Below are 21084 nucleotides of genomic sequence, written 5' to 3'. Positions count from 1 at the left end.
GCGAGCCTCCCGACAGCGATGGCGACCCGAGGACTCGCGGCCGGAATGACCAGCGGCTAGACGACCGGGCCGGAAGGCAGCGGCCGACCGTACGGGTACGGCGGCTCGATGTCCTGCTCGTCGTAAGCGCGCTTGATCTCCGCGCGTAACCGCCGCTGCACCGCCCACTGCCTGCCGGGGCGGACCTTGGCGGTCAGGCGCAGGGTGATGGTGTCCGAGGTGATCTTGTCCACGCCCAGCATTTCCGGCGGGTTCAGCACGTCCTTGGTCAGCGGCTCCCGCGAGGCAGCCTCGGTGGCGACCTTGGCCGCCACCTCGATGGCCTTCTGGACGTCACTGGTGTGCGAGATCGGGAAGTCCACCACGGCCACGGCGAAGCCCTGGCTGGAGTTGCCGACCCGGAGGATCTCGCCGTTGCGGACGTACCAGACGGTGCCGTTGATGTCGCGCAGCGTGGTGACCCGCAGGCCGACGGACTCGACGGTGCCGCTAGCCTCGCCGAGGTCGACCACGTCACCGACGCCGTACTGTTCCTCGACCAGCATGAACATGCCGGACAGGAAGTCCCGGACGAGGTTCTGGGCGCCGAAGGCGACCGCGACACCCAGCACACCGGCAGAGGCCAGGACCGGGGCGATCTGGATGCTCAACACCTGCAGCACGTAGATCGCGGCGAGGCCGAAGATCACGAACGAGGCCATCGACTTGAGCACCGAGCCGATCGTGCGCGCGCGCTGGACGCGCCGCTCCGACAGCAGCTCGGCCGTCATCGTGTCCGCCCGGCGCTCCTTCAGCGGAGTCAGCAGTTTCGGGGTTTTGCCGTTGCCGCGGGTGAGGCGGTTGATCGTGCGGTGCACCAGCCATCGCACGATGAATGCGACGATCAGGATGAGCACGATGTTCACGGGCTTGGCGATGAGAAGGTCGGCGTAGGACGCCAGCCACTGGTTGCCGGTCCAGTCGGAAATGGTCCGGCACCAGAGCGAGTCCACGGCACAGTTCGGTTGGGTCAAAAGCGGCAGATCCATGGGTCGGGGGTTCTCCATGCTGTCTTTCAAATGCCCGCGGTGGTGACCGGCATGGGGGTGCCGGATGCGTTGGGGCACATCACCGGGTCGGCAACCGGCCAACCGAGCATCGTGCGCGCCCCGCCGCGCACGAGTCTCGAACAGCTGACCGCCGGGACCGAGTTCGGGCTCAGTCCAGGGCGAGTCCGGTGGCCTCCGCGAGGAAGGCGAGCTGGTCGGTCGCCAGACCCACCGTACGGGACACCGAACGCGCGGCATGCCCGACCTCGGTCTCCCGGCGCAGCAGAACCGGACGTTTCGCCGGGTCGGAACTGGTGGCGTGCTGCAATGCCGCGCACATCTTGCGAGCGTGGTTAGGGTCGACCCGGGAGTCCGATTCGAAGACGGTGAACAGCACCGACGGGTAGTCCGTCTGGTCGGTCACGTTGTGGTACGGCGAATAGGACAGCAGCCAGCCCAGTTCCTCCGCATCGTCGGCGGTGCCGTACTCGTCGTTCCACGTGCGGCCGAGCAGGAACTGCTCGTAGCGGACCATGTCCAGCAGCGGCGCCGAGCACACCACCGCCCGGTAGAGGTCCGGACGCTGCGTCAGCGCCGCCCCGACCAGCAGGCCGCCGTTCGAGCCACCGGAGATCGCCAGCTGCTCGGCGGTCGTCCAGCCCTCGTCGATCAGGTGCTGCGCCGCCGCGTGGAAGTCGTCGAAGGTGTGCTGCTTCTGCTCGCGCATGCCCGCGACGTGCCACTGCTCACCTTCCTCGCCGCCACCGCGCAGCGAGGGCAACGCCCAAACGCCGCCGGCGGCGACCCACGCCAGCGCGGACGGCGTGTAGCCGGGCTCGCGGGACAGGGAGAAACCGCCGTAGCCGGTCATGAACACCGGCCGGGGGCGGTCGGGTTCGGCCGCCGAGCTCAGCAGGAACATCCGCACCGGGGTGCCGTCCAGCGAGCAGTAGGTGACCTGTTGGGTGTGCACCGTGGGCAGCTCGATGGTGCCCGGCGCCTGCTCGTCCAGCACGGTCTGCCCGGTGCGGCGAGAGTAGGCGTGCACGCACGGCGGAGTGGCGAAGTCGGACCAGCCGATCCACAGCCGGTCGCGGTCGCCTTCGGTGGCTTCGTCCACGGTAGCCAGCGCGGTGACCTCTCCGGTGCTCGGCAGCGGGACCTCTGCGGTCCGCCGACCGGTGGCCGGATCGTGCAGCGTCACCTCGGACACCGCGTGCCGCGTTCGCAGCACTACCAGCTGCGGGTCGCCGTCACCGGTGTCGAACCAGCGCACGGCCTCCAGCACCGAGTCGGGTTCCTCGGAGATCAGCTCGGTCCAGTTCGCCGGCTCCGGGTTGGTCGGGTCCGCCACGCACAGCCGCCAGCGCGGGGCGTCCAGCGTCGTCATCACGTACAGGCGGCCGTCGCGCTCCACCCAGGCACCGACCCGGTACCCGTCGGAGGTGTCCACGACCTGCCGGAGGTTCGGCACGTCGCCGCCCTCGGAGAGGTCGGCGATCCACACCGAATCCCGCCGCGCGGTGCCCGGGCTGCCCTCGACGACAAGCCAACGGCCGTCCCGCGAAACCCGGGTTCCGTAGTAGTAGGTGTGGTCCAGGCCCTCGCCGTGCACCAGCAGGTCCCGGTCGGGATCGGCACCTACCCGGTGCCGCCACACCCGGCGGTGGAACTGCTCCTCGCCATCGGGCACCCGCTCCGGTGCCAGCCGCCGGATGTAGAAGTAATCCTCGCCGCCGGGCAGCCACGAGATCGTCGAATAGCGGCACCGGTCGATCGGGCCCTCGACGAGGTCGCCGGTGGCGACGTCCAGCACGTGCAGCAGCGACTCCTCGTCGCCGCCGACGGAGATCTGGTAGGCCAGCCGGTCGCCCTCCAGGCTCGGCGTCCAGCTGTCCAGCGTGGTCAGCCCTGACGGGTCCAGCTCGGTGACGTCCAGCAGCACCCGCTCGGCGCCGTCGGGCTCGCGCACGTAAAGCACGGGGAACTCCTGCCCCGGCTCCCGGCGGGTGAAAAACGCCCGCCCCGCGCGCCAGGCCGGGGCCGACACGGAACCTGCGGCCAGCAGCGATCGCATCTGTTCCGCGACCGCTTCGCGGCCGGGCAACGCGTCCAGCCAGGTGCGGGCGAGCTCGTCCTGCGCCGTCGACCACGCCTCGGTGCGCGGCTCGGCCGGGTCCTCCAGCCACCGGTACGGATCGGCCACCTGGTGGCCGTGCAGGTCTTCGATGATGTCGTCGCGGTCGGCGCGAGGGTAGGTCAGATGCGCTGCTTGCACGTCGTTCACGGCAGCGACGATACGTGCATTCCGTGGTCGACCGTTGATCTCGGCGTGATCATTTCGCCGGAACCTGACCCGATTCACCCGGAATGATCATTATCGTTGCGCAGCCCATGATCGGGAATGATTTGGCGTGCGTTCGACGGGCACCAGACGTGGCGTGTCGAATCACACGTGCGTTCGGACAGGGTTGTGTGTTCGACTAGGCCCGACACCGGTGGAGGTGGTCGCGTGCCCGACCGACAACCGATCCGACAACCGGCGCTGAAGGCCACTGGCCTCGCGTCGCGGGCGTCTTTGTGCCCGCCTAGCCGCGCTGGCACTTCGCCGCCGCAGTCGGACCGGCCTCCCGGTCATCCACCGTCCTGGCGAAAACGCCGGGTGCTCCTGCTCAACACCACGTTCGAACCGTTGACCGCGCTCCCGCTGCGCCGAGCGATCGTGCTGCTCGTCTGTGGCAAGGCCGAGGTCGTGCACGGCGACTCGGCCGGCATGATGCTGCATTCCGCGACTGCCAGCGTCGAAGTCCCGTCGGTAATTAGATTGAGCAACTTCGTGCGAGTGCCGTACCGGGGTCGAGTGCCGTTGACCCGGGCGGCGTTGATGCTGCGGGACAACTACCGGTGCGTGTACTGCGGTGCTCGCGCTGAAACGATAGATCATGTCGTGCCGCGGAGCCGCGGTGGGACGCACACTTGGGAGAACTGCGTCGCCTGCTGCACTAAGTGCAACCACCGCAAGGCGGACAAGACGCTCAGCGAGCTGGGCTGGCGTCTCCCGGTGGCACCGCACGCGCCGCGCGGGCGGCACTGGCGGTTGCTGGCAGGGCTTTCCGAAACGGACCCACTGTGGTTGCCGTACCTCGGTGAGCCTGCGGCCTGAGGGTGCTGGTTCGGGCGACCGGAGAACCGCTGCTCGCTGGGCTGGCGGGGGTCCAATGCCACGTGGGCTGATCAGCTGATCCGGACACCCTGCTGTCCGCTGATGCGCACACCGTGTCGGCCGCTGATCCGCACACCGTTGGAAATCCGGACATCCTGCTGTCCGCTGATGCGCACACCTCGCTCGCCGCTGATCCGGACGCCCTGTCGGCCGCTGATCCGCACACCGTTGGAAATCCGCACACCCTGCTCACCGCTGATCCGGACGCCGTGCTGTCCGCTGATGCGCACACCGTGTCGGCCGCTGATCCGGACGCCGTGTTCAAGCAGTGGCCGGTTAACCGTCAGAAGGGTGAGGGCGCTGCTCTGAGTGGCGGTTTCGATGATCGACATAGTGTGCCTCCCGCATTCAAAGGACGCTTTGAACGCATGTGATCAAATATGCAAGACCCATACAGGTGAAAACTAGGAGCAGGAACCCTCAGGGACAAGCCGCCAAGTCGCCGCGCATTGCAACCGTCTGGTTGGACCCCATTCGGGGGCAGCGATTACTCTGAACGAGTTACTTTAAGTGATATACAACACTCTTGACTAGTAACCGCGTGTAGTTTCGAGGTACCTGTAATCGGGTTCCGACCAGCGGGAATCGCGTTGCGGGCGACTTTGCTCGCCGTCGAATCACTCGAACGTGTCGCAACGGTGGCTCCGCGTTAACTACGGCTTCGATCATGCGCCGCACAGGTCGAGGGCACCAAGCAGGGCGCATCGGATACCGTACTCGCGTGACTGTCCTGGAGACTGTTCTCTTCCTGGCGGTGATCCCCGCGGCCATCTACGGCCTGGTCGTGCTCATCGCGATGTGGCCTCGGCTCACCCGTCCGCGTTACCGCGCGGGGCAGGAGTGGGATTTCGCCCCGGTGTTCTGGGTGTCCAACCCGGCGGGCGTGAACACCGCTGCACCGGTGGCAGACGTGGGTTCGGAGGCTGCGCAGGGCGATGCGCGGCCCAGCACTGCTCGGGGAGGCGCACGTGGCAACTGGTGAGATCGCGGGGCGGCCGGCCGCGGACGCCGGTGAGCTCGGCATCGGCGAAGCGATGATGGCCACCGGTCGGCTGTCCGTCGCCCGCCACGTCGAGCCCGACCGGCCGCGGCTGCCGTTCGGCCCTGGCCAGCTCGCGCGACTGGACGAGGCGTTGGCGCTGTCCAGCCGCAGCACCGGGCTGGAGTTCGCGATCTACCTCGGCGATCTCGGTGCGGACACCCGCAAGCAGGCCGAGGAGCTGCACGCGAACCTCGGGGCGATAGCCTCCGACGCCGTGCTGATCGCGGTTTCGCCGGGCCAGCAGAAGTTCGAGATCCTCACCGGCGAGGAAGCGCACCGGCGCATCCCGGACCGCAGCTGCCAGCTCGCCGCGATGAGCATGGTCGCGTCCTTCAAAGAGGGCGAGCTGATCGACGGCCTCATCGGGGCCCTGCGGATGCTCGCCGACACGGCCGGCACCAGCTACCAGCAGTCCCGTTCCCGCCACTAAGGTGCTCCCAGCTCGGTTTGCTTAGCGGTGCGTGTCGCGGAACCTCAGACGCCAGGCTCGACCCCGGCATCCCCGACTCAGGTACGACCGATACGACATGCTGGGGACTGGCATCGCCAAGAACTCCGACGGGGTGGGCGCGGCCTGAGAACCCGCGGTAGCGCGAGTTTCGTGGGAAAGGAGAAAGCGGCTAACGCCGCTTGCCCGACGCCACCTGCGGTCAAGCCTCGGGTGGCGTTTCCGACTCGTTCCGCGTGGCGTCCAGGCTGCGCAGCCCCTGTCGGAAGTGCGCGGAGGAGATCAGATCAGGTCGAAGCTCTGGAGGTTCTGGAACATCTCGTAGGCCGACGACGTCGTGCCGATCGCGCCCAGCTGTCGCGCTTGTTCGCCGTATTGCTGCTGGGCCCGCTGGCTGCTGTATACGATCACCGGGGTGTCCACGCCCAGATCGCGCAGTTCGCGCAGCAGCGCGAGCCCGGCGTCGGGGCGCCATCGGCCGTTCTCCTTGCGGCCCATGTCCTCCACGATCAGCCGGTACTGGCGTTGGGATAGCTCCGCCAGCGCCGCATCATTGGTCGTCGTCATGGTCACCCGCACGCCGTTGTCCCGGAGTTGCTCCGCCAGGATGGCGTGCGCCTCCGGCTTCTCCGCAACCCACAGCACCGCGAGCGGCTCCGGCCCGGCCGGAGAGTGCACCGGCGGCAGTTCGATTTCTGCCTCGTGCCTCACGTCGCCGTTGCCGGAGATCTCGGGTGCTTCGGGTAGTGCCGGAACAGGCACCGGAGCCTCCGCCGGGGCGCCGACCCGGTCGCGGTCCTCCAGCTGCTTGCTGAGCAGGCTCAGTTGCCGCTGCAGGTCCTGGATCATGTCGTTCTGCTGATCGTTGAGCTGGTGCATGGTGAGACGCTGGCCGCCGATCTCGAACTCCAGCTCCCGCTTCTCGGCGGTGCGCAGCACCCGCCAGATGGCGCGGCGAAACACGAAGATCGCCATCAGCGCGATCAACGGCCACAGCAGCTCGGAGATGGCGGAGATCAGTTCGGGCATCGACGCTCCCACCCCTGGCATCGGGCAGATCAACGGAATCTTACTCGCCGTATCCGCCACGACACGATTCGTGTTCACCTGCCCGGTAAACGCGGTGAAGGGCACCTTCGAGCCATGAGTTGCTTGTGGTTTGCTCGAAGGTGCCCTGCACCTTTCGCCCGCAGGAGGTCAGGAGCGGTCGAACTCCCGGGCCGCGAGGGCGCGCACGATACCCGCACGACCCTCCGACACCAGGCGGCGCAGCGCCGACGGGTGCTCGTCGGCCAACCACGCGTCCGATGCCGCCACCGTGTCTTCGGTGACCGCCCACGACGGGAACAGCCCGATCACCGTCGGCTGGGCCCGCTCGCTGGAACGGCGCTGCCAGACCTCGTCGATCTCCTCGAAGTAGCGACGCACGTACGGCGCGAGCAGTTCGCGCTGGATCGGGTGCTGGAAGCCTGCGATGATCGAGTCGCTGACTGCGTTCGGCAGCTGGTCGTCGTGCACTGCCCGCTGCCAGGCCTTCTCCTTGGACTCCGGAGTTGGGATCAGCGCCCGCGCCCGCTCCGCGCGCCGCCGACCGGTTGCGGTCTGGTCCTTCTCCAGCTCGGCATCGATCTCGGACTCGCTGGCCGCGCCGTGCGCGACCAGCGCCTGCAGCAGCTGCCAGCGCAGGTCGGTGTCGACGGTCAGCCCTGCCAGCGGCGCCGACTCGTCCAGCCAGCCCCGCAGCTCGGCGACCTGCTCGGCCGAGAGCACCGATCCGGTCAGCGAGTTGACGAACGCGAGCTGGTGGTCCGAACCGGGCTCGGCGGCGCGGACGAGCTCGAAGAGCCGACCGGTGAACCGCCGCCAGCCCTCCGCCTGCCACGACGGGTCCACATAGGACGCGAGTGCGGTCTGGGTCTGCAGCAGCACCCGTTGCACCACGCCGATCTCGCTCTCGGCACCGATGCCGCCCTCCGCCGACGCACCCAGTACCAGGGTCACGAAGTCGCGCGCCTTCAGCTCGGCCTCGCGGGTCATCTCCCACGCGGTGGACCAGCACAGCGCCCGCGGCAACGACTCGTCGATGTCACCGATCCGGTCGATCAGCGCGGCCAGCGACTCGGGATCGAAGCGCAGCGAACAATAGGTCAGGTCATCGTCGTTGACCAGCACGAGCTTGCCCCGATGCACGCCGACCAGGTCGGGCACCCCGGTGCGCTCGCCGGTGACGTCGAGCTCGACGCGGTGCTTGCGCACCAGCTTGCCGCCCTCGTTGTCGTAGATGCCGATCGCTAGCCGGTGCGTGCGCAGCTCGCCCGCGCCGGGTCGGGCGCCGTTCTGCACCACCTCGAACGAGGTGAACCGGCCCTCGTCGTCGGTGGCGAACCGCGGCCGCAGCATGTTCAGGCCCGTGGTCTCCAGCCACTGCGCACTCCACCACGACAGGTCGCGACCGGAGGCTTCCTCCAACGCCCGCAGCAGGTCGTTGAGGGTTGCGTTGCCCCAGGCGTGCCGGTTGAAGTAGATCCGCAGCCCGGCCAGGAAGTTCTCCAGGCCCACGTAAGCGACCAGCTGCTTGAGGACCGAAGCGCCCTTGGCGTAGGTGATGCCGTCGAAGTTGACCTCGACCGCCTGCAAGTCCTGGATGTCGGCGGCCACCGGGTGGGTGGACGGCAGCTGGTCCTGCCGGTACGCCCAGGACTTCTCCACGCTGGCGAACGTCGTCCACGCGTGGCCGTACTGGGTGGCGCCGACCTGCGCGAGCACGCTGGCCCAGGTCGCGAACGACTCGTTGAGCCACAGGTCGTCCCACCAGCGCATGGTCACCAGGTCGCCGAACCACATGTGCGCCATCTCGTGCAGCACCGTCTCGCAGCGCCGCTCGTAGAGGTAGCCGGTGACCTTCGACCGGAAGACGTAGTCCTCCAGGAACGTGACGCAGCCGGCGTTCTCCATCGCGCCCGCGTTGAACTCCGGCACGAAGCACTGGTCGTACTTGCCGAACGGGTAGGGCACCCCGAACGCCTTGTGATAGAAGCCGAAACCCTGCTTGGTCTCGGTGAACAGCCGCTCCGCGTCGAGGTGCTCGGCAAGCGAAGCGCGGCAGTAGATGCCCAGCGGGATCTCGTCCTGGCCGTCCTCGCCGGGGAAGACGTCGCGCCACTCGGCGTACGGCCCGGCGACCAGCGCCACCAGGTAGGTGGACATCGGCTTGGTGGTGGCGAATTCGTGCCGCTTGCCGTTGGCCGAGTCGGTGACTTCGGCGGTGGCGTTGGAGATGACCTTCCACGACTCTGGGGCGTCCACCGTGATCTGGTAGGTGGCCTTCAGGTCGGGCTGGTCGAAGCAGGTGAACATCCGCTTCGCGTCGGCGGTCTCGAACTGGCTGTAGAGGTACACGCCGCCGTCGACCGGGTCGATGAAGCGGTGCAGGCCCTCGCCGGTGTTGGTGTAGGCGCAGTCCGCGCGCACCACGAGCTCGTTGTCGGCGGCCAGATTCGGCAGCCGGATGCCGGTGGACTCGTCGTAGTCGCTGACATCGAGCTCGACTCCGTTGAGAACGGCGCCGTGCACCCGGTCGGCGACCAGGTCGATCCAGCTGTCGGCGCCGGCCTCGTTGCTGCGGAACCGAACCGTGGTGGTGGAACCGAACGTCTCCACGTCCGGGCCACCCGCGCCGGCACTGAGATCCAGTTCGATCACGTACGACTGGACCTCCAGCAGGGCCGCGCGCTGCTCGGCCTGTTCGCGGGTGAGGTTCGGCGGGGCCACGGATCACCTCGTTGCTCGTCGGGAACTCGTCAGGCCAGAGGCGCCCTGGCGCACCTGGCGCAGGCATCAAATCACGTCCGCGTGCGGGCGTGCTGCCGGGCGGGTCCGCCTTCTTCGTCGGCGTGTCTGGTCGGGTGGGAAGACATTCGGCTATACCGGGGTTGGTACCCACGACGACGCGATCCGGAACGCGTCCGCGACCGGACTTCTCGAACGCCGGGGCATCGGGCGATCCCCGCCCGTCCCAGAGAACACTGGAGGCTTGATGAACGCCGCAGCCCGACCTAGGGTCGACTTCTACTTCGACCCGGCGTGCCCGTTCGCGTGGGTTTCCTCACGCTGGATCTTGGAGGTCGCGAAGGTCCGCGACATCGACCTGAACTTCCGCGTGATGAGCTTGTCGGTCCTCAACCAGGGCCGCGACCTGCCCGCCGAATACCAGGAGCTGCTGGAGATGGCGTGGGGACCGGTGCGGGTGGCCATCGCCGCTGCCAAGCACCACGGCGAGGACGTGCTGTCGCCGCTCTACACCGCGATGGGCACCCGCCTGCACGACCAAGGCAACAAGGACTTCGAGCAGGTGATCAGCGAGTCGCTGGCCGAGGTGGGTCTGCCCGCGTCGCTGGCCGAGGCGGCCAGCAGCACCGAGTACGACGAGGAGTTACGCGCCAGCCACCATGCGGGCATGGACCCGGTCGGCGACGAGGTGGGCACGCCGACCATTCACGTTGATGGGGTGGCGTTCTTCGGCCCTGTGATCACCCGCATCCCGCGCGGGGAGGAGGCGGCGAAGCTGTTCGACGGCGCCCTCGCGCTGGCCAGCTACCCGTACTTCTTCGAGCTCAAGCGCAGCCGCACCGAGTCGCCGCGGTTCGACTGAGGTCGCCGGCTGGGGAGGTGTCGGGCCGGCACCTCCCCAGCGCGCTCGGCGAGGCGATCGGCGGGTGTTGCCACAGAAATGGGAAAGACCGTTGTCGTCCTGTAACACGAGCACGCCGATGCCACAGCGGCGCCAGCGGGCGCCGTCGACCGGCGGTCGCAGCGACGGCGAAGTAGTCTTCGGCCCGGTGCTGTCGATCCTCCCGAACCGGGACGAGGACGAGGCGGTGCGGATCCGCAACCGGCACCGACTACGGCTGGCGGGCGCGGTGTTCGGCTCGGCGGAGCGGGCCTGGCGGCGGCTCGTCGGCTGCGCGCCGGTCAGATCGACGTCAACGGTGGCCGGTTCAACCCGAACGCCCCGTTCGTCGGTTACAAGCAGTCTGGCAACGGCCGCGAATTCGGCCGTTTCGGGATCGAGAAGTTGCTGGAAACCAAGTCCATCCAGCGCTGACCTCGAGGTCGTGGATCCGAAACAGCCTATTTGACTGCCTAAAGGACTCACGGCCGGCGTGCACGGCCTGGCATACGATCGAGGCGTGATCCGCGTCCGTGACCTGCACTCGTGGCCCTCGACGGAAGTCGAAGCCGTTGCGATCCAAGAGCGGTTGCGCCCGCTGGTCCGGTTCGACGGCGAACCGGCCGAGGTGCGCACAGCGGCGGGCCTGGACGTGGCGTACCGCGACTCGGATCAACTGGTCGCTGCGGTGACGGTCGTCGATGTCGCGACATTGTCCGTCGTGGACAGTGCTGTCGTGCGCGGCTCGACTGATTTTCCCTACATCCCGGGGCTGTTCGCCTTCCGTGAGGCTCCGTCGCTGCTTGAGGCGCTTTCCAGGCTGTCGGTGGTGCCGGACGTCCTGATCTGCGACGGGCAAGGCTTAGCCCACCCCCGCCGCTTCGGACTGGCGTGCCACCTGGGATCGCTGACGGAGATCCCGAGCATCGGCGTCGGCAAGACGGCGATGGGCCGCTACGAGCCCCCAGGCGAGGAGCGGGGGGATTGGGCGCCGCTGCGGATGGACGACGAAGTCGTCGGCCGGGCGCTGCGCACGCAGCGCGGGGTGAAGCCGGTGTTCGTCTCGGTGGGCCACCGCTACACCCTCGACGGGGCTTGCGACCTCACCCTTCGCCTAGCCCCGCAGTACCGCCTCCCGGAGACAACCCGCATGGCGGACCGCCTGGGGCGAAGCTCGGACTGAGGTACCCGCCGGCCTTCCGGTTGACTCCGCACCTACGAGAATGACGAGAGGTTGCGGAAAGCCTCACTCTCCGGAAAGGAGATGCTGCGGCAGATATTCCGATTCGACTTGAACGTCCATGCTCGACTGCTTCGCAAGCACGGAGACCGCGAGTGGCCCGAGCGCGATCATTCCGTCGGAATTGGTCATGCGATCTGGCTTCGACCAGTAGCGGTGATGTGCTTTCAATGCTCTCGAAAGCGACTCGTTGAATTTCTCTGAGTCGCGTCGGAGCATGAAGTAGAACATCTCGATCGGGGGGTACAGAAGGTCGAGCAGGACTTCTTCTGAAGCTATTTCGACGACATCGGGGTTGGTGCCGTCCATCGTTGCGACGAAGGAGTCCTGAAGGCCGGTGCTGTGCTGGAAGAATTTCTGCAATGAGTCTACCCACGAGTACATGAATTCGTCGTACTCGGCGCCTGATTCTCGCAGGGTGGAAATCGGGACCGATACAATCTTGTCGATCTTCTCGCGGTCTCGAAGTATTACCGCGAGCCAGAGCGTGATCAGCCAGTTTTCCGCTCGGTGATAACGCCTTGGTCCGGTCTTCTTGAGGGTGAATTCTCGTCCTAGGATCTGGTAGCTCACGGGGTCTGCGGGGCCGTCTGAAGCTACGAAAAGACCGAAACCAGCTTCCAGTGCTGCAGTGAAATGACGACGTGTTTCGGCGGCTTCGGCAGCCGGGTCTACTGCGCAGCGCAGTTCTCCCAGCATCAGTGATTCGCTGAAAACCCTGTCTACGATCGCGTTCTTTGTGCCAAGGCGGCTGAAAGCCCACTCCAGTTCGGGCTCCAGCGAATCTATCCGGGCCTGGATCTTATTGGTGTCGACCTCGTGACGCGCAAGGTATTCCACGATGCCCCTAGTCCTCGTCGTCGTACAGGTTCACCGGCTTACGAACCCAGCCATCGTACACGTCAACGGTTTTGCCGGTGTTTTCGCTATCCTCGGCGGTTCCGCCATCCTCTCCGTCTGGAGCATCTTCTTTACGGGGATCTTTGGCTCGAAGCTCCTCGTAGTGAAGACGTTCTTCGTCGAGCGCCCGCTGGAGGTCCTTGCCGAGCTGATGTTCAGGAGTTCCCGCGTCGTGCTGCTTCAAGTTCTTGATGACATCTTCGAGGTAATCGCGGCGGCATTGCTGGACGTACCTGCCGTCCGGAAGTTCGCGGGAGGCGCGTGGTGCGTGCGGGGCCTTCGCTTCAATAACGTCATACCTGGTTTCGGGCGGCGTCGTGCGCAGATCCTTGACTTCCCAGACGCTGTCGAACTTTCCGCTCCCGGCGCCAGGAGGCTGGCGCTGCTCGGCAGTTCCGATGACGTTTCCGTCGCTGTCCTTGATCTCGATGTAGTCCCTGCCGTCCGGAGTTTTCGACGGGTGGAGGGTGTTCTCGTTGCTGCCTGGTTCGTTGAAGTCGGCTTCCAGCTTCTCCTTCTGGGCGTGGTCGCTGACGACCTCCCCGAATGTTTCCGATTGGCTGCTGACCTTTCCAAGGGTTTGGTTGTATTCGGGGCTTCCCTCGCGGTACTCGTCCCTCGCGGCATCGCGCTCGTTCATTCGGGCGCGACGCTCCTCGATAGCTTCGTCGATCTTGCGCAGGCTCTCCTCGCGCCAGTCTTGAGTGCTCGGGTGGTCCTGGTCGTCGAGGTCGGGGCTGCCGTCGCTGCTGGAAGACTCGCCGTCGGGTGTTGCGTCCTGCGAAGAGCGGACATCTCCATCTGGCTTCGGATGTCCTTCGCCGTATTCCCACTCCTTCGGGTCGGCGAATTCCGGGCTCTCGCCCTTGCGCTTGGTTTTCGGATTCTCCTCGTAGACCGGGTTGCCGTCCTCATCGGTTACGGGGCCATTTTCGTCGCGCCTGCGGCGGATAGGCGGCGGCTCTTCGCCGTCCAGATCCGGTGAACGGTTGGGGTTGACGGCGATGACTTCTTTTCCGTCTTCCCGCGTGTAGAACGTGTAGTGGTGGTCTACGTAGTCCTGGTTCTGGAGCTTCTGCTCCTTGGTCATCCCCTTCGGGTACTCAGGTTCCGGGACATCCCGTGCTTCGGCGTCGTCGGGGCGCTCGCCGGGGTTTTCGCCGCTCTTGGACGGGTGGAAGGCGTCGTCGCTGGCCGGGGAGTTGGAGCCGTCGGCGTGGTGGGTGTCCCAGCCGCCGTCCGGGGGCCAGGTGGGGCCGCCGTCGGGTGCTCGGCTGCCGGCGAAGACGTTGCCGAAGGTGTCGGTCCAGGCCAGGCCGCGCGGGGCCGTGACGTCCACGCCGAGTTTCTTGGCCAGGTCGCTGGCGAAGTCGCCGGAGTCGCAGCTGACCAGGCGGATCGGGCTCTCGCCGTCCCAGCCGGAGCGGCGCAGCACGTCGGCGAACTCATCCGGCGAGTAGCTGCGGCCCCCGATGTCGATGCGGCCGTCCGGACCCATGTGGGTGTCGACCGTGAAATGCTTGCCGTCGTCCGGGACCCGGCGTGCGAGGTCCTGCATGTTCGGGTCGGTGTGACCGGAGGCGCCCGCATCGGTGCGGTTGTTGTCGAGTGTGTCGGCGCCGTCGTTGATCTTCTGGTCGTACTCGGGTGTGCCCTGCTCCGGCTTGTCGTCGTCCGGATCGTTCGGCTTATCGGCGTCGTCCTTCGGCTTGTCCGGCTCGGAATGCGAGTCCGCCCCGTCCTTCGGCTTGTCGGGTGCTTCGCCGGCATCCAGTTGCTTCGTTTCCGGCGACTTGTCGGGGCCGGGGGCCTTGGGCGAGTCCGGTGATTTGGGCGAGTCCGGTGATTTGGGCGGTTCCGGTGAGTTCGGCCCGTTCGGAGCCGCCGCATCCGGGCGCTGGCCAGGTGGGTTCGTGCCTGCCGGCCGCTGTGGGCCGGGCGCGTCGGCGCGCGGTTGGGAGCCGCCGGGGCCCCGGCCATCCGGGCCGGGCCGTGATGGCGAGTCGGGGCCGCGCCCTGGTGCGTTCGCAGCGTTGCTGCCGGGGTGCCGAGACTGCGGCATGTCCGGTGAACCGCCGGGTCCGCCGGGGCGGGGTGGCGTGTCTGGTCCGCCTCGCGGAGCAGCGCTCGGGCGCGTGCCGCTGTTCTCCGGGCCGCGGGGCCGCGGCGGTCCGCCCGGGGTCGACGGCGGGCGTCCGGCGGCGCCGGTACTGCCCGGTGTGCCGGTCCAGCCGGGGCCGCTGCCGGGACGGCTTCCGCCGCGGCTCGGGCTCGCACTACCCGGGCTGTGCCCGCCAGGGCTGCCCATCGGGCCACCGGCCTGAGTGCTGCCCGGCTGGTCCGCACGGGGTGCGCTGGGAGACGGGGCGGCAGGCGATGGCGCCGCTGGAGCGTCCACATTGGATGAGCTGGTGCTTGATGGGGTGTTCGGGTGCGATGTGGAAGGCGAATGCGCGTTGCTCGGCGCCGACGGGCCGTCGCCGAGCGACGGGCCACCGCCTGGGGCGCCACCACCGGTCGGGCTTCCGCCGGTCGATCCGCCAGGACTGTGCGAGCTGGGACTGCTCGGCGAACTGCTGGCGTCCGGGCTGTGACCGCCGCCGCTGCTCGGCGCGTTGCCGGGATGGCTGGGGGTGCCCGGACTGCTCGGCGAACTGCCGTTGCCGGGGCTGCTCGAACTGCTTGAGGTCCTCGCGTCCGGACTGCTTGGCGAACTGCTCGGGGCGTCCGGATGGCCACCGCTGTGTGTACCGCTGGCGTTCGGGGCGCTGGACAGGTCGCCGGAGAACGTCGTGGGACGGTTGGCGTCGGGCGAACTCGGGGAACTCGTGGAACTCGGTGTGTTCGGCGTGTCCGAATGCGAATCGTGCCGGGTGCCGTTGTCAGGCGTCGAGCTGCTGTTCGGGGAGTCAGAGCCGTTTCCGGAGCTGCTCGGGGAGGAGTCCCGCCTGCCACTGTCCGAAGTGGACCTCGGAGATCCGCTGTCGGCGCCGGAGTTCGTCGAACCCGAACCGGAATCCGTGCCACTGCCAGGCGAGCCCGATCCGCCGTCCGAACCGGAACCGAAATCGTTGCCGATGCCGTTGCTGGAATCAGATCCGTTGCGGGAATTGTTGCCGTTGTCAGAATTCGAGCGGGAGCCGGAGTCGTTGCTATTGCCGGAATCCGACCCGTTGCCGGAGTTGTTTCCGGAGCCCGAATCCGACCCGCTACCAGAGTCGTTGCCGGAATCGTTGCTGCCGTTGTCCCCGGACCCGTTGCCGTCGGTTCCGCCGCCCGGGCCGCCGACCTTGGCGTTGTGCTTGCCCACGACGTTCGTGCCGAATACGTCGTCGAACTTCTTCCACACGCCTTCGGCGATCTTGTCCGGCGCGCTGCCGAGCTTCTTGATGACCTTGCCGAGGACCTCGACCATCTTGGTGATCTTCGGCGCCACGTTGCTAATCGTCTTGATCAGCTTCTTGACGACGTCGCCGATCTTCGAGGTGACCTTGGCGATCTTCGCGGTCACCTGCGCGACGATGACCGGAGTGCCCAGCCCGAGGGTGCACACCGCTTCCAGCGCATACGTGATGATCGCCGCGATGCACTCGGCCACCAGATCGCGCACGAACTCGCGCACGAACGAGACGACCTCGCCCATGATCGTCACGACGGAGCTCAGCGTGCCCGCCAACTCGCCGGCACCCGCAACGGCCTCGGCCTTCTCCGCGGCATGCTTGCGATACGCCTCGCCCGCCGCGCCGGTCCACTCCGCCGTATCGGCTTTGACCGCGTTGTTGTACTCCTCGACGGCCGCGCTGACCGCCTCGGACACCTTCCCCCACGTCTGCCCGTAAGCCTTGACGCCGTCCGGGTCGCCGGCGAACCAGTCCAGCGCCTCCTTCAGCGGCTCGACGTGCTCGATCAGCCACGACAGGCCGTAGGAGAGCAGGGTTCCGATCGGGTCCACGGCCATGCTGACGACTTCCATCGCCATGCCGCCGTAGGCCAAGCCGGCTTCCACCCAGCTGGAGCCGTCTTCCAGGCTCTTGATGTCGTGGGCGGATTCGAGGATTCCGATGCCCTTGATGCCGTCGGGAGTCTCGTTCGGGTCCTTCTGCAGGGTGTCTTCGGTGACGACCAGGTTGTTTTCGGCCATCACTGCACCTTGTTGATCAGCGCGCTGTTGTCGTCGTCCATGGCCTGGTAGTCCTCGGCCGCGCCGCGGATATTCTCGGCGATTTCCTCCATCGTCGAGGTCGCCTTCTGAAGCGCTTCGACGCCGTTGCGCTCAACAGGCTGCAGCAGCATGGCGAACGGCTGGCAGAGGATGCCGTACGCCCCGTTGTCCATCGTCACCTGCTGCGACGCGTCCAATGCGGTGTTCAGCTGATCCACCACTGCGTCTACCCTGGACGAGTGGGCGCGCAAGTTCTCGGTGACGACGTTCATCTTGTCTGCCATCGTTTGCTCCCTCGGTGATCAGCGCAGGAAAGAACGGTCGCTGAAGTCGTCGTCGAAGTCGTCCGGGCGGCGGCGAACGGGCCGTGGTGGTGGCTGCGGCGGTAGCGCGGTCGGTCGCTGCGGGGGCTGCTGCTGCCACGGTTGCGCGTAGTCTTCCTCGACGCCGAACCGCATCTCCGGCACGCCGGACCCGCGTTGCTGCGCCTCTTCCTCAGCTGCCGGGGGTTCGGGGAAGTTCTTGCGGGCCTCGCCGAGCACGTGCTGCGCGGCGGAGTCCTCCAGCCCGACGGTGCCGGCCACCACCTGCTGCATCAGTTCGGGAATCTTCGCCTGCGCCGCCCGTACGGCGCGCATGATCTCGGTGCCCAGCTTCGCCATCGGGCGGTTGTTGGCGTTCTCGGAGAGCTGGATGTTCTGCAGGATGCCGTTCGATCCGACGGTCACCTGGATCGAGCCGTCGCGGGACGTTTCAGTGACGGAGATCTGCTCGATCTCACGTTGCATCCGACCGAACTTCTCGGCCTTTTCGGCAGCACGTTCCTGCCATTGCGCAACCATCCGCTCGGCCGCACCGATATCCCTGCCGAAACCCTCGGGCACACGTCCTCCCCTGCGCGAAAATTCCTGTTCGGCAAAGGATGACGGGCCGTGATTGGAATCGGTGCCCCTCCATTGTACAAAACGGCTCAACGGCTCATTTGGTTGCGACGAGTGGGCTAATTCGAATTGCTGGATTCAGGTTATTCAGGCTGATCCTGTTCGGGCGTGTCGATCATCGGTGCTCGACGAAGAGTTGCCGTTCGCCGTACCGCCCGCCCCGATTTCCGGTGACCTCACCGGGCCTCCAGGACCTCGTCCAGCAGCACGGGTGCTTGTCGGCTGCTGTTCACCTCGGCGGCCACGCTGGCCGCGGCCCCCGCACCGAGCTGATCCTCGATCGCGGGCCGCAGCTGGTCGTCCCGACGTTCCCCCGCGGCGATGACTCCGATCGGCCACCTTCCCGCGCTGCTGCGTGCGCCAGCGCCTCCGCGTTGCGCAGACAACTTACGAACACGGTGGCCCCGGTGGCTGACGCCTCAGCGCAGAGCGTCGCGCCATTCGGTGACGGCAATCCCAGCAGCACGTCCGGGTGCGCAGCGACGACGGGCTCAGGAACGACTCGTCCAGGCTGCGGGGCTGCGCGAGCACCGCACCTGCGGGGATCGAGGCGTCCTGCCAGCGCAGCGGCAGCACCCGGGCCCCGGTGGTCGTGGCGACGTCCACGGCAGTCGAAAACGACAGCACGTCGACCACCACCAGCACCGGGGGAGTCCACCAGGGCTCGCAGGCCGGGCAGCGCCCAGTCGAGGTGCACGTCGGAGTTTGCGCTGGTCACAGCGGGTAGCGTAACCGGGGTGAAAGGCGGTGGTGGGTCATTTGGCAGACTGCCCGCGTGCGCGTCTACATCGGCTCCGACCATGCTGGCTACGAACTCAAGAACCACCTCGTCAAGTGGCTGACCGACAAGGGTCACGACGTGACCGACATCGGTCCGGCGGAATACGACGCCCAGGACGACTATCCGCCGTTCTGCGTCGAGACCGCCCGCCGCGTCGTCGCCGAAGAGGGCAGCCTCGGGTTGGTCCTCGGCGGATCCGGCAACGGCGAGCAGATCGCCGCGAACAAGGTCCCCGGCGCCCGCGCCGCGCTGGCCTGGAGCGTTGAAACCGCGAAGCTCGCCCGGCAGCACAACAACGCGCTGCTGGCCGGCATCGGTGCGCGGATGCACACCGTCGAGGAGGCCGAGCAGATCGTCGAGGCGTTTCTGGCCACCGACTTCGAGGGTGGCCGGCACCAGCGCCGCATCGACCTGCTCACCGACTACGAGAAGACCGGCCAGCCCCCGGCCCTGCCCGGCAGCTGATCGATGACACCGGCACGCCGGACCGCGGCGCTGCTGACACCTCTGGTGGCTGCAGCGGGAACCGCGGCTGGCGTGCTGGTGCTTTTCTTCGGGCAGCGCGCGCTCGCACCCGTCCTCACCGGTGGCCCCGGTGCCGTCTGCACCGAACCCGATTGCGTGCTCGGGGTTGGCCTGTGGCTGATCGTGGGCGGTGTCATCGCGCTGTGCGCCTCGTTGCTGGCCGGGACGGTGTTCCGGCATTCCGATCGACCGGTTCGGCAGGGCCTGCTCATCGTGCTGTGGTGCGTCGCGGCTTACCTCGTGGAGTCGGTCGTGCTGTGGATTCTCGCCTGACGCGGACGGACTGCCTACATGCCTGAAGGCCACACCCTGCACCGGCTCGCCGGGTTGCACGGCGCGCTGTTCGCCGGCACGGAGGTCCAGGTGGGCAGCCCGCAGGGGAGGTTCGCCACCAGCGCTTCGCTGCTGAACGGCTCGGTGTTCGAGCGGGCTGAAGCGCACGGCAAGCACCTCTTCCACTTCTACGGCCCGGATCGGGTCGTCCACGTGCACCTGGGGTTGTACGGCACGTTCACGGAATCCGAGCTCCCGCTGTCCGAACCGCGCGGCCAGGTACGGATGCGCATCATCGGCCGTACACATTGGACGGATCTGCGCGGGCCCACCGCGTGCGAGTTGCTGACCGGCGAGGAGGTCATCGCGCTGCGCGGGCGGTTGGGCCCCGATCCGCTGCGCCGGGACGCCGACCCCGAGCAGGCCTGGCAGCGGATCTCGCGGTCCCGCACGAGCATCGCCGCGCTGCTGATGGACCAGAAGGTGCTGGCGGGTGTCGGCAACGTCTACCGCGCCGAAGTGCTGTTCCGGCACGGCATCCCGCCCTGCACCCCGGGCCGGTCGCTGGACCGGGTGCAGTGGGAGACGATCTGGGCGGACCTGGTCGAGCTGATGGCCGACGGGGTGCGCGTGGGTCGCATCGACACGGTGCGGCCGGAGCACCTGCCGGAGGTCACCGGTCGGGCGCCACGCCAAGACCGGCACGGCGGAGAGGTCTACGTCTACCGGCGGGCGGGAATGCCCTGCCTGATCTGCCGAACCCCGGTGGCCACGGCGGCTCTCGCCGCCCGGAACCTCTACTGGTGCCCCACCTGCCAAGCCAACTGACGAACGTCCCCGCCTCCCAGAAGCGGTGCGATTTCAATGGAAATCGAATGTCCGATTTCCATTGAAATCGCGGTTTCCCGTCAGCGGCACTTGGGGGCTGGAGACTGTTCCTGGTTCTGAGTAGGTCTGTGTCTATGCGTGCTAAACTTTGCGCGTGAAGTTGAAGGAGTGGGCACGTGAGCAGGGTGTCTCGTATCGAACCGCGCTGAACTGGTTCCATGCGGGCACCCTGCCCGTTGCTGCTCGTCAGCTTCCTACCGGAACAATCCTGGTCGAACCGCCCAAGGAGTCGACCGGCCGCACCGTCGCCTACTGCCGCGTTTCCTCTGCTGACCAGAAAGATGATCTGCACCGGCAGGCCGGACGTGTCGCCGAAGAATGCAGCAAGCGCGGCATCTCTCTGGACGCGACCGTGACCGAAGTCGGGTCAGGACTGAACGGGCGACGCGCCAAGCTTGCCAAGCTACTGGCTGATCCTGGCGTTGCGTGCATCGTGGTCGAGCACCGAGATCGGCTCGCCGGGTTCGGTGTCGAACACCTCGAAGCCGCGCTGGCCGCGACCGGCCGCACCATCGTCGTGCTCAACGCTCATGAAGTTGCTGACGACCTGGTCCGCGACATCACCGAAGTCCTGACCAGCATGTGCGCCCGTCTCTACGGCCGCCGGTCGGCGAAGAAACGAGCAGAGGCCGGCATCGCCGCCTGCGCTGCGCAGCCGCAGACATGACCGAGGTCGTCCAGGCATACAAGTTCGCGCTCGACCCGAGCCCGTCGCAGGAAAACGAGCTGCGGTCGCACTGCGGCGCGCAGCGTTTCGCCTACAACTGGGGTCTGCACCGCGTCAAAGCGGTCATGGACCAACCAAAGCCGAAGCGTCCTACGACCTCGCCGACGACGAACTGACACCCTCGATCTCGTTGTCGGCGTATTCGCTGCGCAAGGATGGGAACCAGGCCAAGGACGAGGTGGCCCCGTGGTGGGGCGAGAACTCGAAAGAGTCCTACTCCTCCGGCCTGGCGAACCT

Annotated in this window: 21 protein-coding genes and 1 pseudogene; 12 read left to right on the top strand and 10 right to left on the bottom strand. The window is 67.2% G+C overall.

Annotation, left to right across the window (positions count from 1 at the left end):
• Positions 1 to 56 precede the first annotated feature (56 nt).
• Together ACWDKQ_RS02060 and ACWDKQ_RS02055 are read right to left on the bottom strand one after the other, a co-directional pair.
• A complete protein-coding gene (locus ACWDKQ_RS02060) occupies positions 57 to 1028 on the bottom strand; it encodes a mechanosensitive ion channel family protein (protein ID WP_450136916.1) in 972 nt (323 codons plus the stop codon).
• A gap of 169 nt (positions 1029 to 1197) precedes the next feature.
• The gene (locus ACWDKQ_RS02055; protein ID WP_450136915.1) at positions 1198 to 3315 is read right to left on the bottom strand and encodes a prolyl oligopeptidase family serine peptidase; all 2118 of its coding nucleotides are present in this window, start codon (positions 3313 to 3315) and stop codon (positions 1198 to 1200) included.
• A gap of 225 nt (positions 3316 to 3540) precedes the next feature.
• Between ACWDKQ_RS02055 and ACWDKQ_RS02050 the strand changes: the two genes are divergently transcribed.
• The 4 genes from ACWDKQ_RS02050 (at position 3541) to ACWDKQ_RS02035 (ending at position 5723) form a co-directional block, all read left to right on the top strand.
• On the top strand, positions 3541 to 4191 hold the full coding sequence (locus ACWDKQ_RS02050; RefSeq protein WP_450136914.1) for an HNH endonuclease: 651 nt from the start codon (positions 3541 to 3543) through the stop codon (positions 4189 to 4191).
• A gap of 113 nt (positions 4192 to 4304) precedes the next feature.
• Positions 4305 to 4625 (top strand): hypothetical protein, encoded by a 321-nt coding sequence (locus ACWDKQ_RS02045; RefSeq protein ID WP_450136913.1) that lies wholly within the window; start codon positions 4305 to 4307, stop codon positions 4623 to 4625.
• Between the two features lie 347 nt (positions 4626 to 4972).
• Positions 4973 to 5233 (top strand): aa3-type cytochrome oxidase subunit CtaJ, encoded by a 261-nt coding sequence (gene ctaJ / locus ACWDKQ_RS02040; RefSeq protein ID WP_450136912.1) that lies wholly within the window; start codon positions 4973 to 4975, stop codon positions 5231 to 5233.
• Entirely contained in the window at positions 5220 to 5723 is a 504-nt protein-coding gene (locus ACWDKQ_RS02035; protein WP_450136911.1) for a DUF5130 family protein, read from the top strand. The genes ctaJ and ACWDKQ_RS02035 overlap by 14 nt, the downstream gene beginning before the upstream one ends.
• Positions 5724 to 6023: 300 nt before the next feature.
• Here the strand turns inward: ACWDKQ_RS02035 and ACWDKQ_RS02030 are convergent, their stop codons facing one another.
• Positions 6024 to 6770, bottom strand: coding sequence for a response regulator (locus ACWDKQ_RS02030; protein WP_450136910.1), 747 nt, complete (start codon positions 6768 to 6770; stop codon positions 6024 to 6026).
• A 168-nt stretch (positions 6771 to 6938) separates the two neighbouring features.
• On the bottom strand, positions 6939 to 9512 hold the full coding sequence (gene pepN, locus ACWDKQ_RS02025) for an aminopeptidase N (protein ID WP_450136909.1): 2574 nt from the start codon (positions 9510 to 9512) through the stop codon (positions 6939 to 6941).
• A gap of 265 nt (positions 9513 to 9777) precedes the next feature.
• Between pepN and ACWDKQ_RS02020 the strand changes: the two genes are divergently transcribed.
• From ACWDKQ_RS02020 to ACWDKQ_RS02010, 3 genes and pseudogenes are all read left to right on the top strand, one after another.
• Positions 9778 to 10392, top strand: a complete 615-nt coding sequence (locus tag ACWDKQ_RS02020; RefSeq protein ID WP_450136908.1) for a mycothiol-dependent nitroreductase Rv2466c family protein — start codon at positions 9778 to 9780, stop codon at positions 10390 to 10392.
• A 118-nt stretch (positions 10393 to 10510) separates the two neighbouring features.
• A pseudogene (locus ACWDKQ_RS02015) lies at positions 10511 to 10845 on the top strand (aldehyde dehydrogenase family protein).
• 88 nt (positions 10846 to 10933) lie between these two features.
• Positions 10934 to 11593 carry an endonuclease V gene (locus ACWDKQ_RS02010; RefSeq protein ID WP_450137015.1) on the top strand — a complete coding sequence of 220 codons (660 nt, stop codon included), beginning with the start codon at positions 10934 to 10936 and terminating at the stop codon, positions 11591 to 11593.
• Between the two features lie 63 nt (positions 11594 to 11656).
• Here the strand turns inward: ACWDKQ_RS02010 and ACWDKQ_RS02005 are convergent, their stop codons facing one another.
• The 6 genes from ACWDKQ_RS02005 to ACWDKQ_RS01980 form a co-directional block, all read right to left on the bottom strand.
• Positions 11657 to 12490 (bottom strand): immunity 49 family protein, encoded by an 834-nt coding sequence (locus ACWDKQ_RS02005; protein WP_450136907.1) that lies wholly within the window; start codon positions 12488 to 12490, stop codon positions 11657 to 11659.
• Between the two features lie 7 nt (positions 12491 to 12497).
• Positions 12498 to 16691 carry a WXG100-like domain-containing protein gene (locus ACWDKQ_RS02000; RefSeq protein ID WP_450136906.1) on the bottom strand — a complete coding sequence of 1398 codons (4194 nt, stop codon included), beginning with the start codon at positions 16689 to 16691 and terminating at the stop codon, positions 12498 to 12500.
• Positions 16691 to 16996, bottom strand: a complete 306-nt coding sequence (locus tag ACWDKQ_RS01995; RefSeq protein WP_450136905.1) for an ESX-1 secretion-associated protein — start codon at positions 16994 to 16996, stop codon at positions 16691 to 16693. The genes ACWDKQ_RS02000 and ACWDKQ_RS01995 overlap by 1 nt, the downstream gene beginning before the upstream one ends.
• Before the next feature lie 18 nt (positions 16997 to 17014).
• Positions 17015 to 17596, bottom strand: coding sequence for a YbaB/EbfC family nucleoid-associated protein (locus ACWDKQ_RS01990; protein ID WP_450136904.1), 582 nt, complete (start codon positions 17594 to 17596; stop codon positions 17015 to 17017).
• A gap of 233 nt (positions 17597 to 17829) precedes the next feature.
• Entirely contained in the window at positions 17830 to 18039 is a 210-nt protein-coding gene (locus ACWDKQ_RS01985; RefSeq protein ID WP_450136903.1) for a hypothetical protein, read from the bottom strand.
• Between the two features lies 1 nt (position 18040).
• Positions 18041 to 18298, bottom strand: a complete 258-nt coding sequence (locus ACWDKQ_RS01980) for a hypothetical protein (protein ID WP_450136902.1) — start codon at positions 18296 to 18298, stop codon at positions 18041 to 18043.
• Between the two features lie 130 nt (positions 18299 to 18428).
• On the opposite strand from ACWDKQ_RS01980, the gene ACWDKQ_RS01975 reads away from it, so the two are divergent.
• The 5 genes from ACWDKQ_RS01975 (at position 18429) to ACWDKQ_RS01955 (ending at position 20963) form a co-directional block, all read left to right on the top strand.
• Positions 18429 to 18899, top strand: coding sequence for a ribose-5-phosphate isomerase (locus ACWDKQ_RS01975; protein WP_450136901.1), 471 nt, complete (start codon positions 18429 to 18431; stop codon positions 18897 to 18899).
• 3 nt (positions 18900 to 18902) lie between these two features.
• Positions 18903 to 19232: a hypothetical protein gene (locus tag ACWDKQ_RS01970; protein WP_450136900.1), complete on the top strand. Its 330-nt coding sequence runs from the start codon at positions 18903 to 18905 to the stop codon at positions 19230 to 19232.
• A gap of 18 nt (positions 19233 to 19250) precedes the next feature.
• Positions 19251 to 20060: an Fpg/Nei family DNA glycosylase gene (locus tag ACWDKQ_RS01965; protein WP_450136899.1), complete on the top strand. Its 810-nt coding sequence runs from the start codon at positions 19251 to 19253 to the stop codon at positions 20058 to 20060.
• Between the two features lie 154 nt (positions 20061 to 20214).
• Positions 20215 to 20787 (top strand): IS607 family transposase, encoded by a 573-nt coding sequence (locus tag ACWDKQ_RS01960; RefSeq protein WP_450136898.1) that lies wholly within the window; start codon positions 20215 to 20217, stop codon positions 20785 to 20787.
• Positions 20784 to 20963: a helix-turn-helix domain-containing protein gene (locus ACWDKQ_RS01955; protein WP_450136897.1), complete on the top strand. Its 180-nt coding sequence runs from the start codon at positions 20784 to 20786 to the stop codon at positions 20961 to 20963. The genes ACWDKQ_RS01960 and ACWDKQ_RS01955 overlap by 4 nt, the downstream gene beginning before the upstream one ends.
• Positions 20964 to 21084 lie beyond the last annotated feature (121 nt).

The organism is Saccharopolyspora sp. NPDC000995 (assembly GCF_053599315.1).
Note: the sequence above shows the minus strand (reverse complement) of the source record. Positions and strands in the feature narration are given on the sequence as shown.

Excerpts from the sequence above, each read along its gene's own strand:
- ACWDKQ_RS02060 (WP_450136916.1), bottom strand. The coding sequence starts at position 1,028 with ATGGATCTGCCGCTTTTGACCCAACCGAACTGTGCCGTGGACTCGCTC.
- ACWDKQ_RS02030 (WP_450136910.1), bottom strand. The coding sequence starts at position 6,770 with ATGCCCGAACTGATCTCCGCCATCTCCGAGCTGCTGTGGCCGTTGATC.
- ACWDKQ_RS02020 (WP_450136908.1), top strand. The coding sequence starts at position 9,778 with ATGAACGCCGCAGCCCGACCTAGGGTCGACTTCTACTTCGACCCGGCG.
- ACWDKQ_RS02000 (WP_450136906.1), bottom strand. The coding sequence starts at position 16,691 with ATGGCCGAAAACAACCTGGTCGTCACCGAAGACACCCTGCAGAAGGAC.
- ACWDKQ_RS01995 (WP_450136905.1), bottom strand. The coding sequence starts at position 16,996 with ATGGCAGACAAGATGAACGTCGTCACCGAGAACTTGCGCGCCCACTCG.
- ACWDKQ_RS01970 (WP_450136900.1), top strand. The coding sequence starts at position 18,903 with ATGACACCGGCACGCCGGACCGCGGCGCTGCTGACACCTCTGGTGGCT.
- ACWDKQ_RS01965 (WP_450136899.1), top strand. The coding sequence starts at position 19,251 with ATGCCTGAAGGCCACACCCTGCACCGGCTCGCCGGGTTGCACGGCGCG.
- ACWDKQ_RS01955 (WP_450136897.1), top strand. The coding sequence starts at position 20,784 with ATGACCGAGGTCGTCCAGGCATACAAGTTCGCGCTCGACCCGAGCCCG.